This is a genomic window from Roseobacter sp. YIN89, from assembly GCF_057219365.1.
On record NZ_JBXVVD010000003.1, the window covers coordinates 262830 to 276449 of the forward strand.

Genomic DNA, 13620 nt, shown 5'->3' on the forward strand with positions numbered 1-13620 from the left:
GTTTCGTAACCGATAGTCCAGCAGCCAAGCTGTTGAGGGGGTAAGATGTTGAATTTGCTGCAAAAATATCTCGCGGCAACTATAGTTATTAGTTCAGTTGGTTTTGGTGCCTCTGCCGAGAGCTTGAAAGACGCCGTAAGATTTGCGGTCACAACGAACCCTGCCATCAAGGCATCTCAAGCCGAGATGCGTGGCGCTGCGTATGAATTGATGCAGTTGCGCGGCGAGTATCTTCCGATCCTGACGTTGAATGCAGAAACCGGCTATCAACGGGTCGACGATCCCCAGTCCTTGTCGATCTCTGACAATGATTCAACTAAAGACCGACATCAGTTGGGTCTGCGCGCCGAGCTTGTGTTGTTTGACGGGTTTCGCAGATCGAACCTTGTGTACGCGAATGCAGCGCGGGTAGACGGCAGCATTTTTCGCCTGCTTGACGCTTCAGAGACGATGGCGCTCAACGCGACAGAGGCCTATATCGACGTCATGCGCCACCGCACGCTGGTCGAAGTGGCTGATCGCAACGTCCGTAAGCACGAAGAAATTGGCCGCCGCGTCCGTGATCTGGTGCAGGGGGGGCGGCTGCCTTACAGCGACGAGTTGACTATCGACGACCGCATCCGCTCTGCGCGGTTGGCGCGGTTAGAAGTCGGGCGGTCTTTGCGTGATGCAAACGCGCGCTATGAACGGATTATCGGGCGCGCGCCCGGCAGCGGTATGAATGTGCCCCGTGCACCCGTGCCGTCGTCTTTGGAAACATTTACCAATAACGCAGTTCAAAACAGCTACCGCGTACAATTCGCAAAGACCCAAATCGACCAAACACGGTTTCAGGCCGAAGCGATCCTTGCCGATCGCTCGCCTCGCGTTTCGCTACATGCGGGCGCTGTAAGGGACATCAACAGAAATGGTGTTTCGGGCAACCGGATGGATGAAACAGTTGGTCTGAGCCTGAACTGGACGCTTTACCAAGGCGGACGCGTGGCTGAACGCAACGCACTTGCCGAACAAAGCAGCCGCGCGCTTGCCGAGCAGGCAGTAGCGGTGCGCGACATTACCGAGTTGGCCGCGCGCACCTGGAACAGCTACCAGACCAATCGTCAGAGGTCTTCGCAGCTACAAGAACAACTGCGCATCAACCGCCTACTCGTCGAGGTATACGGCGATGAATTTGAAGCGGCAAAACGGACCTTGCTTGATCTTTTGGATGTTGAACGGGCGCGCTTTAACGTCGAGTTCGAAGCCGTTGGTGCACAAGCCGGATTGGCATTTAGCACATATCGCACTTTAGCCACGCAAAGTCAGCTTGCAGCACATTTCGGTCTCGCAAGCGCCGACTTGGCGCTTGAACCTGCATTCAGGGAACAGGCGCAGAAAAACGTCAACAACGTCTTCAATGTAAAGATCGAGCCTCTGCAATGACTCTGCTCGAGGGCAAGCGCCCTTCAGAGATGATGCCGCATGGCGGACCAGAGAATACCCCGACACGAGAAAATGCTCTCGCGCAAGATTATGCCTTGATCGAATGGATCGCTGCGCATTTCAACCGCCCATACACAGAGCCATCTGTGGCGGCACGGTTGCCAAGGGGCACCGACCTGAGCACAGCCACCGGTGTTTCTCGGGCATTTGGAGCAATTGGCCTGACCTCTCGGCTTGTGCTACGCGACGTCGCGGGCATCGATCCGGTCGCATTGCCGGTAGTGGTCTTTCGCAAAAGCGCAGGGCCGCTTGTTGTGACGCAACTCGACCGCAAGCGTAAGGTCGCGACCACGGTTGACCCTCAGACTCCGGACCTGAGCGCCGAAGTTTCGCTAAAGGAACTGCGCTGCGCAGTCTCTCCGGGTGTATTGCTGGTGACTCCTACAGCGGACAAAACACATGCCATGCTGTCGCCGGATACGGCACGTGCCGCCGGGAATAAAGGTCACTGGTTCTGGGCACCGGTACGTGCCAACTGGGGCAACTGGGTACAGATCATGGTCGCTGCCCTGATGCTCAATCTGCTGACGCTGGCGTTGCCGCTGTTTGTCATGAACGTCTACGACAAGGTGATCCCAAATCTGGCTTATGTCACGCTGTGGACACTTGCCGTGGGCGTTGGCATAGCGCTGGGTCTGGATTTGCTGATGCGCACAATTCGAGGAAACATCCTCGAAAACATCGGGCGGCGCGTGGATCTGAAAGTTGCGTCCAAGTTGTTTGACCAAGCCATGCGCGCCCGGCTTTTGGATCGACCCGGTGGTGCTGCCGGCATCGCAAGCACCATCCGCGACTTTGAAGTGGTTAGGGAATTTTTCGCCTCTGCCACGTTTGTCGCGGTAATTGATCTGGCGTTTATCGGAATTTTTGTAGCGGCCTTGTTCTTTATCGTCGGGCCCATCGCATTGGTGCCTCTTTGCGCTGTGCCGATTGTTCTTTTGTTGGCGATACTCGCGCAACTTCCCCTTGGCCGCGCAGCCGGTCGAGCGCAGCAAATGGCCACCAAGCGGCATACCGTATTGATCGAAGCGCTGGGTGGGATCGAAACGATCAAGTCACTGAACGCCGAGCCGTTGATGCAGCGTGAATGGGAAAATGCCGTAGCCGCCTCTTCGCAAGTGAATGGGCGGACGAAGTTTTGGTCGGGTATAGCGACAAACGGCACAATGGCGGTTCAGCAAGCTGTCAGCGTGCTGATCATCGTTTGGGGCGTGTTCCTTGTCGCAGATGGTCTGATCACGATCGGTGGTTTGATCGCGGCAAATATTTTGGCAGGACGTGTACTTTCACCGCTGGGAACGATCGCGCAGACGATCTTTCGCGCGCAATATGCGTTTAAGTCGCTTGGTGCACTTAACCGTTTTATGGCGTTACCTGTTGAACAGTCCGACTGGGTCACATCTGACGCTCAGATCGAAAAAGGCGCGCTAAGCCTGAAGGCAGTCAACTTTACCTACCCACAATCGAATGTACCTGCGCTGAAGGATCTGAGCTTTGACATTGCGGCCGGAGAATGTGTGGCCCTTCTGGGGCGCGTGGGGTCGGGCAAGACGACGGCAGGTAAGGTGATTGCCGGACTTATGCCAGCCGACGAAGGCTCCATTCTGATCGATGGCGTTGCGCTAAACCAATATGATTCCGCGGAGTTGCGCAGAGGCATCGGCTACCTGCCGCAGACGCCCGAGCTTTTTACCGGGTCGTTGCGCGAAAACCTGACAATCGGAAACGCGCAGGCCAGCGACGATGATATCAAGCGCGCTTTGTACTTTGCTGCCATGGATGATTTCATGGCCAGTGTACCTGAGGGGCTAGATCTTTACCTTGGCGAGCAAGGGGCACGGCTGTCTGGTGGACAGCGGCAGGGTATCGCACTGGCGCGGCTATTGCTGCGCAGGCCAAAGACCTTGTTCTTGGATGAGCCGACCAACGCCATGGACCAAAAGATGCAAGGCCAGATCATCGCGCGGATGGCTGAATTGAACCGCGAGGGTACAGGCCTGATCATATCGACGCACAGGCAATCTCTGGCGGCGATGGCGGAACGCCTTATTGTGATGGATCAGGGACGCGTGGTTCTGGACGGCGCGAGAGACGATATCCTTGAGAAGTTACGCGGTATGGTATCCGCCGGAGGCAAGGGGTAGGGCATGTTTGGTAACCGCATCGAGGATGAGTTCGCCAACAATGTAACCGGTGCTGATGCCGTGGTTCGCGATCGTGGCCCATGGAAGCTACTGCTTGTCGTTGCTCTGGGCATGGCGGGTTTCATTGGATGGGCCGCCGTATTCAAAATCGAAGAGACGTCACGTGCCGTTGGTCGTGTGATCCCGTCACAGGAAGTTCAGGTTGTACAAAGCCTCGAAGGCGGGATCGTCCGTGAGGTTGCTGTCCGTGAGGGCGATATCGTTGATGCGGGCACCGTCTTGATGCAGATCGATGACACCCGTTTTGACGCACAGCGCGGCGAATTACTGGAGCGGGAGACCGCCATGCGCGCCGAGATCGCGCGCCTCGAAGCCGAAGCGAATTTTGCGGACAGCGTGACTTTCCCGGCGGGATTGCAGACGCGCAATCCCTTGGCTGTCGCCGCCGAAGAGCAGGTGTTCGCGTCACGACGGGACCAGTTGCAACGTGAAACACGTGTGCTTGGCTCACAACTGGCGCAGCGTCAAAGCGAACTGGCTGAATTACTGGCAATGCGCGCGCGAACCCGCGCCGTGATGACGCCACTGCAAAATGAGATCGATCTTACGCAGGACATGTTCGACCGTGGGTTGGTTCCCCAGATCGAATTGCTTCGACTGCAATCGCGTATGGCTGAGTTGAGTGGTGATGTGGCCGTCAGCGAAGCGAGTCAGAAAAGGCTCGAGGCCGCAATCGAAGAAGCCACAACACAAATGGACGCCGCCCGTTCGGCGTATGTTTTGTCCGCGCGGCAGCGATTGGCCAAACTGCAGGCAGAGGTCGCCGTGGTGCAGGAAACACTACGCAGCGCGAATGACCGTGTTACCCGCGCTCAGTTGCGCGCACCTGTGCGCGGAACTGTGAACAGGATAAATGCCAAATCGATCGGTGCCGTTGTACAACCCGGCGCGGAATTGATCGAAATCGTTCCAATAGATGACAGTTTGCTTATCGAAGCCGATCTCGGACCGCGCGACATCGCTTTCGTCCGCACAGGCGAGCCGGCTTCAGTGAAAATCTCCGCTTATGACTACGTGGTCTACGGCGCGCTGGAAGGAGAGGTGGTGCGTATTGGGGCCGATACCATCACAACACAGGAAGGTCTGGAGTTCTTTCGCGTCATCGTTCGCACCGATAAGTCTTTTCTTGGCAGCGAAGACGCCCCATTGCCGATAACACCGGGCATGATTGCCTCTGTTGATATTCAGACCGGAGAAAAAACAGTGCTGTCATATCTTGCCAAACCGATCTTGCGCGCCCAGTCAGAAGCGTTGCGCGAACGCTGATTATTTCTTGGTAGAGGCATAAACACCGTCCCACTCCGGAGCGGGCGGGTTTTCACGCAATTCTGCCAAGCGATCACGGTACATCTGCAAATAGTCTTCGAGATCGACGCCCAATGCGTCGAAAAGCGGTCTCAGCTTGGGCAACGTCTGCTCGACTGTCTCCCAGTCCCGCCGCCGGTATGCTGCAAGCATTGCGCCATTCAACTCGAATGCGGTGGCATAGTCAGGATGCGCAAAAAGCGTCTCATCGCCGAGCAAGGCGAAGATGTTTTCCGGGACGTCCTTGCCGACGACACGGATCAGGTCGAGTTCCATCAGGGCAAACTCGTCCAGCACTTCATGTGCGGTATTTTGGCCGAGGATGATCGGTGCACCATAATACCGTGATTGCCCCTCAAGACGAGATGCGACGTTCACCGGATCGCCCAACGCCGTATAGTCAAATCGGGTGTCGCTCCCCATGTTGCCCACAACGCATTGGCCTGTGTTTATCCCGATACCGACATTCAGCTTATGCACTTTTGGAGCATCGGCCTTTGTTTCATTGCTCCCATCCGCTTCATCTGTACTATCAACAACGCCTGACATCCTGTTGATATTGAACACTTCAATATCGGCGATCATGCGAAGAGCGGCACGGCAGGCAGAGCGGACGTGATCCTCGTGATCGAGGGGTGCGTTCCAAAAGGCCATAACCGCATCGCCCATAAATTTGTCGATGGTACCGCGGTGATCCATGATGGCATTCGACAGGATGGTCAAAAATTGGTTCATGAGCAATGTCAGCGCTTCGGGATCGTCGCGAAACTCTTCAGCGATGGCCGTAAAGCCGCGCACATCGCTGAACAGCAGCGTGAGTTGCCGGGATTCGCCGCCCAATGTCAGTTGCCCCTGATTACGCGACAACTGATCGACCAGATCAGGCGAGACGTATTGGCCAAATGCGCCGCGGATCTGACGCCGCTGACGCTCTTCGCGCAGGTAATTCACCGTAGAGATCAGCATGATGGCTGTGGCCGTCGCCAGCACCGGAAAGGATGGGTCCAGAAGGATGCGTTTGTCAGCAAACAAGTAGTATGAGGTGCCGACATAGCCTGACAGCAATACCAAGGACGAAGATATAAGTGCGCGCGCGCTGAGCATTGGGGCAAAGATAATCACCAGCAGGCAAAGAACTGCGGTCGTAACCAGTTCGATTGCTATGGTGTAGTTCGGCCGGACCAGAAGGGTTTTGGCCATAATGTTTTCCAGCACCTGCGCGTGGATTTCCACTCCTGCCATGGATACGCCAAGCGGTGTCGCCCGAAAGTCCTCCAGCCCGATGGCAGAAGTGCCGACAAGCAGAAGATGCCCGGCAAGCCTTCCTTTTGGCATTGTGCCATCAATCAGATCGACAATTGACACATAACGCGCCGGTGACGAGGGGCTCAGATATGGCCATACGGTGCCATCGCGGGCGGTCGGGATGAGCTGCCGGGCCAATATGACCCCTTCGATACCTGCTTCGTTTGTGCGCACAGCGAAAGGTTGGCCTCCGGTGGCAACCCGCAAAAGTTCGGGTGTCAGCCCCAACCTGATTTGGCCTTGCACACTCATCACCAAAGGCACACGTCGGTAGACACCATCCGCGTCTGGTCTTGCGTTGAACATTCCGCGACCCGCCGCTGCTGCTTCCAGTTCGGGCAAGTTCTGCACAATGTCTGGAAAGGTCAGCATGTAGGGCAGGGGATTGGGGCCGATCAGGGCATGTTGTACTGGTGCCATTTCCCGTTTTTGGATCCGGTTTCCGGCGACCGACCGCACACTGGTCTGGCCAAGAATGACTCGAGACCGGGCAAAAGATTCCGCCAAAACCGCATCATTGTCTGGCAAGTCAGACATCTGTTTTAACAGGGTTGGGGGCACTGTCGGATTATCGGCCACAAACTGTTCGGGCGACAAACGGTCTGGCTCCGCGAAGATAATATCGAAGGCAATTGCAACCGCGCCGTCGGCCGTTGCCTTGTCGACCATTTCCGCAATGCGGGTGCGGGGCCATGGCCACTGCCCCAAAGCTTCGATGCTGCGGTCATCAACGTCCAGTATGGTAACGGGCATCGGTACCACATCGCGCGGTTTGGTTTGGTGGTAAAAATCAAACGTCGCGTTTCGAAGCGTTTGCAGTGGCAACGGATCGCCGATGCGGATCACGATACCAAAGAAAAGCCCCAGAAGAGCGACGATGCGCACCAGCCCGATCCATTTGCTGAACCAAGCCTTCATGCAACGGGTCGCACGATTGGCATCGCTGACGGACAAGCCGTCTGGATATTTTGAACCGAATCTCGAAACAGTTTCCGGCGTTTAGTGCGAATCACTTGCCGATTCGTGAACCGAATTCCACTTTTACGCGAAAAGCTGGCAAGTTTTTTCAACCTTTTTCTTCTCGATTGGCGGAAATATGGCATTTTTGTGGCTAATTTTCATCGAAATGTGTCTTGGTTCACATAACCAGCGTCGGATTAAGGTACAGTAACGTCAACTTCTTATTTTGAGGTGTGGCGTGTCTATTAAGTTTTCTGAACACGACGAAACGCTTGTAGAGTTTATTACTTTGGTTGCTGATGAGGCGGGCAATTTCGTCGCCCCGAACAGCAAGCAACTGTTTAGTGGTGATTTCGAACGAAGCGGTTCTGACCTGATAATCTCCGGCGACGGTGCGGCCAGTCTGCACCTGCCTGGATATTTTGCGACCGAAACACCAGCAGACATTTTTGACACAAACGGTGCTGTGTTGCGTGGCGATCTGGTCGAGCTTCTGGCTGGCCCTATCGCACCTGCTCAATACACGCAGGTCGGCGCACAACCGGGCGCGAGCCCCATTGGGCAAGTCGAAACGCTGGAAGGTGGTGCTTCAGTGCAGCGCGCCGACGGTGTCGTAGAGACACTGCAGATCGGCATGAAAATTTTTCAGCAGGATTTGATCCAGACCAGTGAGGATGGCACGGTTTCCGTCACCTTTGTGGATGGTACAATTTTCACGCTTTCCTCTGAATCGCGCATGGTCATCGACGAACTGGTTTTTGATCCGGACGCAAACGACAACAGTGCAGGCTTCAGCCTCATTCAGGGTGGCTTCGTCTTTATCGCCGGCCAGGTTGCGAAAACCGGTGGTATGGATGTGGGCACACCCGCCTCGACAATGGGGATCCGTGGCACCACCGTTCTGGTGCAAATCGGTACGGATGCCGGTGTGGTGACCACAGAGGTAACGCTGACGAATGACCCCGATGGTGACGTTGGAACTGTTGCGCTCTTTGATCTTGATGGCAATCTCATCGCCAACATCACCGAGACTGACACCAAATGGGTTGTTTCAGCTGCAGATGACAGCACCCGCGAGTTGGCCCGCACGCCCGAGGATGATCTTGAAGACAGCGTTCTGATCGCCGAAGCCTTTGCGGCGTTCCGCGCGGCCACGTCCCGTGTCGAAGCAGGCGACACGTTTGTTTCGCTCTCTGATTCAACAACCACTCAGCAGAACCTGCAGCAAAACCAAGGTGTCGATACCGATCTGGATGTGAACGGCGTTGACGATCAGGATGCCCTCGACCCGCTGGACGAGATCGAGAACGAAGTCGAAAGTGATGACATTGGTCCTTTGGACGAAAGTAACCTGCTCGAAGACGAGGTGCAGGTTCCCACGCTGATCGCCGTGCAGGGTTTTGAAGACGCAACCGAGGACAGCGCGATCGCCGGGCAGGCGGTTGTTCAGAACCCCGATGAGATTCCCATCGTATTCGGCCTGGGCCAGGCACCGGCCAACGGGACTGCAACCGTAAACGCCGATGGTACGTTTTCATTCGTGCCAGAACCCGATTTTAACGGGATTGACAGCTTTACCTTTACGGCAAATGGGCCCGAAGGCGAATTAGCCCAAGGCACCGTGGTGGTGGAGGTACTGCCGGTCAACGATGCACCGGTCGCACAAGGTGCCGACCTGAGCATGGTCGAGGATGGCATCGTTTCGGGTACAATCGAGGCGGTTGACATCGACGGCGACGAACTGTCCTACAACCTGCAGGATTTGCCAACGGATGGTGAGGTGCTAGTGCTGCAAAACGGCACATACACCTACACTCCTGATCCCGACTTTGAGGGCACAGACAGTTTCAGTGTTCTCGTCTCCGACGTGGAGGGCGCAGCGTCTTTGGCGACGATTTCGGTGACGGTACTGGGCGAGAATGATCCACCGGTCATTGTGACGTCAGTCACCGACGCGACAGGTGCATTGACCGAAGACGCAGGCCCCACCAGCATTGGCGGTACGCTTGAAGCAGAAGACCCCGATCCTGGCGCGTTGCCGGAATGGTCCGGTTCTGCCAGCGGGGCATTCGGCAGCTTTGACATCTCAGAAAGCGGCGTGTGGTCGTATACTCTCGACCCTACATCAGCAGATACTTTGGATGCGGGTGAGACGGTCGAGGAAGTCTTTACAGCAACCGTAACCGATGCCGATGGCGTGTCGGATAGCATCGACGTCACTGTGACTTTGACTGGCACCAACGACCAACCGGTTTTGACCACCACAGCCGCCAACCTTGAAGGCGCTTTGACCGAAGATTCAGGCCCGATCGCCGCCACTGGAACGTTGTCTGCAACCGACGTGGACGGCGATGCTGAATTGTCGTGGTCCACCAGCGCAGTTCCCAGCATGGGAACCTTTACGGTGACACCGGGAGGGCAGTGGACGTACACGCTTGATGCCGAAGCTGCACAACAACTGGCAATAGGCGAGACATTTGATGAGCTGCTGTCGGTTTCTGTATCGGATGGGATTGGCGCGCCGCTGTTCCAAGCGGTAACAGTTCGCATTACCGGCACAAATGATGTGCCAGTTCTTACGACAGCGGCCGGCGCAAATAGTGGTATTGTCGTCGAAGGCGGGGGCAGCGCATCCGCCAGTGGTCAACTCAGCGCGAGTGACGTCGACAATGGTGCTGTGGTGACTTGGGGTGGCGTCTCGTCAGCTATTTACGGCACGTTTGATGTGTCTGAAAACGGTGCATGGACTTATACGCTCGATCCTGATCTGGCCGACGCATTGGCGGAAGGCGACGTGGTTCAGGAAACTTTCGATGCAACGGCGCAAGATCAGTTCGGTGCCAGTGTTTCTCAGGTAATCACCGTCACCATCAACGGGGATAACGACGGGCCGGTAATCACCACCGAAGTCGGTGAAGACGCCGGCGCCCTGATCGAAGACAGCGGGCCGCTCTCAGCCGCCGGCACATTGAGCGCGACCGATGCCGACAGCGCGGTAAGTTGGAGCGGCTCTGCAGATGGCAATTTCGGCGCGTTCGTTATCCAGACGACCGGCGAATGGACGTATACGGTTGATCCCGATGCAATTCAGTTCCTCGCGGAGGGTCAAGAGGTCACAGACAGCTTCGTCGCGGCTGTCACCGACGGGCTGAGCAGCCCGGTGGAACAGGTAGTGACGGTGACGATCACGGGCACGGATGATTTGCCCGTCATTACTTCTGATGCCGCAGACGCAACGGGCGGGCTGACAGAAGATGTGGGTCCAATCGCTGCCTCAGGCGTGCTCTCGGCAACAGATGTCGACGGCGACGCCAGTTGGAGCGGTTCCACCGACGGCGCGTATGGAGCCTTCTCCATCGATCCCGATGGTGCCTGGACCTATACGCTTGATCCTGAAACGGTGCAGTTTCTTGCTCTGGGGCAAGAAGTTACCGAGACATTCACGGCAAGCGTAACGGACGGCGCAGGCGCACCGGTGACGCAGGACGTCTCTGTGACAATTACCGGCACTGATGACTTGCCGGTTGTGACGTCTTCGGCGGCGGATGCCACGGGCTCGCTGATTGAAGATGCGGCGGCTGTGGTTGCATCTGGTGCCCTCGCGGCCACTGATGTCGATGGCGCCGCAAGCTGGAGCGGGTCTGCGACAGGTGACTATGGCACCTTTGCGATCGATCCCAATGGAGCATGGACCTATACACTGGTGCCATCAAGCGTTCAGTTTCTGGCGCAAGATCAGCAAGTGGTCGAAACCTTTGACGCTGTGGTCACTGAAGGTGTTGGGGAAGGGGTCATTCAAACCGTTAGTGTTACGATCACTGGCACGGATGATTTGCCGGTTATTACGTCAACTACCGCCGACGCTGAAGGCGATTTGACAGAAGATATCGGTCCGCTTGTCGCATCCGGTACGTTGGCAGCGGCAGATGTAGATGGCACGGCCAGCTGGAGCGGGTCTACAACGGGCATTTACGGTGCCTTCGTCATACAGACAACCGGTGCGTGGACTTACACAGTCGATCCGGCAACGGTTCAGTTTCTGGCGCAAGGCCAACAGCTCACCGAAACCTTCGACGCTTCTGTAACGGATGGCGTCGGTGCGCCTGTGGTTGAGACGGTCACTGTCACAATCACGGGCACAAACGATGCACCCGTTATTACGTCGGACGCCTCGCAGGCGCAAGCTGTACTGATCGAAGGCGAGGAAACCATCGTTGCCAGCGGGGTCTTGGCCGCGACAGACGCAGATGCTGGGCAAACACCCGTGTGGTCCGGGACGTCGGATGTGCTCTACGGTGAGTTTGAGCTTTCGGAAACGGGGTCGTGGACTTACGAACTCGACAACGCGGCGGCGGACGTGTTGGCCGTGGGCGACACGCGGGTGGAAAGCCTGACCGCGGTGGCAAGTGACGGCTTGGGTGGCACGACAGAGATAGTTGTCGAAGTCACAATCATCGGGACAAATGACCGCCCGATCGTCACAACGAATACAGTCTTTGAGACCATTGAGGCCCAGATGATCTCCGGCGCGCTTTCAGCTTCGGATGTGGATGGTGCGGAAGAAGACCTCATATTCTCCGTCTCCGGTACGGGTGCGGAAAATGGCACTTTGGTCATCAATCCCGACGGCACGTTCGATTATACGCCTGATGCTGGTTTTCTCGGTATTGAACGGATCGAATATCAAGTCGAAGATGCCGATGGCGGCGTGTCGACCGGACGGATCACGATCGAAGTTGAAAGCGATCCGGACGACCCAGACAATGAGAATGTCTCAATCGGTTTGAATACCGAGGCTAACAATGACACAGCGGCAGGCGCCGTTGAAATCGGCATCGATACGACGCCGGTGACATCGGTCAATCTTGCTATTGCGTTGGACAGATCAACGAGTATCGGGTTCTTGCAGTGGCAGGAATTGCTGGCTTCTGTTCGCGACGCATTGTCAGAACTGGCGCTGCAATTTGAGGGGTCGGATACGACAGTTGATGTCAAAATCATCACCTTTGCGTCTGACGTGGATGTCACGCAAAAGCCGGACGGCACAGACTATCAGTTGTCTGATCCTGAACTGCTCGACATCATCAACAACGCGAACCTGCCCTATCGGGGCGGCGCAACCTCATGGGAACTGGCGTTCGTCGAAGCGGGCAATTTCTTTTTCTCGCAGGATCCGGCCGAGTCGAACGTCTTGTTCTTTGTCACGGACGGTGTGCCGACATCCGGAACCTTTACTGAACCGCTGAACGAATTGCGTGACACGACGGATGCGTTTGACGTAACGATCAACGCTTTTGGGTTCGGTGCGGCTTATGAGGAAGACGACCTGCTGCTGGTGGATACAAACGCAACATTCCTGAGCGACTCTTCGCAGTTGACCGCCGCCTTCCAGACCACGCCGATCTTCAATCCCGAATTGATCTCGCTTCGGGTCGAACTGGAAGCGGATGATGGCGCGGCAGTGCAGATTGCCGATGAAACCAGCGATGCGCTGGTGGTTGAGGGGACTGACTTTGAACTGCCGTTGGCCAGCATCGACAACATTCTTGATCTGTTGGGGGAAAGCAACCGGATCAACATTACGGCCCAGTTCGATGTGAACAACGATCCATCGGATGCCGAGATCGAGCTTTTCTCTTCCGATGTCATTGGCAAAGCTGACAGCGCGCAGACCGCCTCCGGTCGGGCCGGAGACGATCTGATGTTTGGCAGTGATTTGGCTGATGTCATCAGCGGCAACGGCGGAAATGACGTCCTTATTGGATTTGGCGGTGCAGACACTATCGATGGTGGATCTGGCAGCGACAGCATACGTGCTGGCGATGGTGACGATCGCATCGTCATATCAGACGGCGATACATCGGGCGATGATATCGACGGCGGGGGTGGTCGTGACACGCTTGCGGTTGATGCCATTGCGGACATTACGGCGATATTGTCGTCCTTGGATCTGTCCGGCGTCGAGGCAGTTGATGTTACGAACGCGCAATCTGACAGCCTGACACTTGGTTTTGAGGACGTGTTTGCCTTGTCGGATACGGGTGATGATGTTCTGAACGCCTACCTCGGTGAGGCGCAAAGCAATAGTCTCAGTTTGTACGGTGATGGTACCGACACGCTGACGCTCGATGGTGGCGACACCTACGACATTTCGCTTACAGGGCAAGTGAATGACGGCGCTGGAAATACTCTGAACGTTTATGAATTCAGCGATGGCGGCGGCAATGCATTGGCCACTCTCGGGGTCGAGACGGATATCTCTGTCGTCACCGCCAATGTGCCGGTAGCCTAAACATCCATTTGCGACACGCTGTATTCGCAATCCACAGGTACGCCTTCAGGTGTCCTGCGCGACGCGATTCCA

Annotated in this window: 5 protein-coding genes; 4 read left to right on the forward strand and 1 reads right to left on the reverse strand. The window is 56.2% G+C overall.

Going from position 1 to position 13620, the window contains the following annotated elements; all coding sequences use genetic code 11:
• Positions 1-45 precede the first annotated feature (45 nt).
• Genes AC2D8V_RS13660 through AC2D8V_RS13670 form a run of 3 tightly spaced genes read left to right on the forward strand, consistent with a single transcriptional unit; the run spans position 46 to position 4952 of the window.
• Positions 46-1422, forward strand: coding sequence for a TolC family protein (locus AC2D8V_RS13660; RefSeq protein ID WP_484734130.1), 1377 nt, complete (start codon positions 46-48; stop codon positions 1420-1422).
• Complete coding sequence (locus AC2D8V_RS13665) at positions 1419-3626, forward strand: type I secretion system permease/ATPase (protein ID WP_484734131.1); 2208 nt, start codon at positions 1419-1421, stop codon at positions 3624-3626. The genes AC2D8V_RS13660 and AC2D8V_RS13665 overlap by 4 nt, the downstream gene beginning before the upstream one ends.
• 3 nt (positions 3627-3629) lie before the next feature.
• Positions 3630-4952, forward strand: coding sequence for an HlyD family type I secretion periplasmic adaptor subunit (locus AC2D8V_RS13670; protein ID WP_484734132.1), 1323 nt, complete (start codon positions 3630-3632; stop codon positions 4950-4952).
• Here AC2D8V_RS13670 and AC2D8V_RS13675 read toward each other — a convergent pair whose 3' ends face one another.
• Positions 4953-7214, reverse strand: a complete 2262-nt coding sequence (locus AC2D8V_RS13675) for a CHASE2 domain-containing protein (RefSeq protein ID WP_484734133.1) — start codon at positions 7212-7214, stop codon at positions 4953-4955.
• A 280-nt stretch (positions 7215-7494) separates the two neighbouring features.
• Between AC2D8V_RS13675 and AC2D8V_RS13680 the strand changes: the two genes are divergently transcribed.
• Complete coding sequence (locus AC2D8V_RS13680) at positions 7495-13548, forward strand: VCBS domain-containing protein (RefSeq protein ID WP_484734134.1); 6054 nt, start codon at positions 7495-7497, stop codon at positions 13546-13548.
• The last annotated feature ends 72 nt before the right edge of the window (positions 13549-13620 follow it).

Coding starts and splice junctions, on each gene's coding strand:
- AC2D8V_RS13665 (WP_484734131.1), top strand. CDS start 1,419: ATGACTCTGCTCGAGGGCAAGCGCCCTTCAGAGATGATGCCGCATGGC.
- AC2D8V_RS13675 (WP_484734133.1), bottom strand. CDS start 7,214: ATGAAGGCTTGGTTCAGCAAATGGATCGGGCTGGTGCGCATCGTCGCT.
- AC2D8V_RS13670 (WP_484734132.1), top strand. CDS start 3,630: ATGTTTGGTAACCGCATCGAGGATGAGTTCGCCAACAATGTAACCGGT.
- AC2D8V_RS13660 (WP_484734130.1), top strand. CDS start 46: ATGTTGAATTTGCTGCAAAAATATCTCGCGGCAACTATAGTTATTAGT.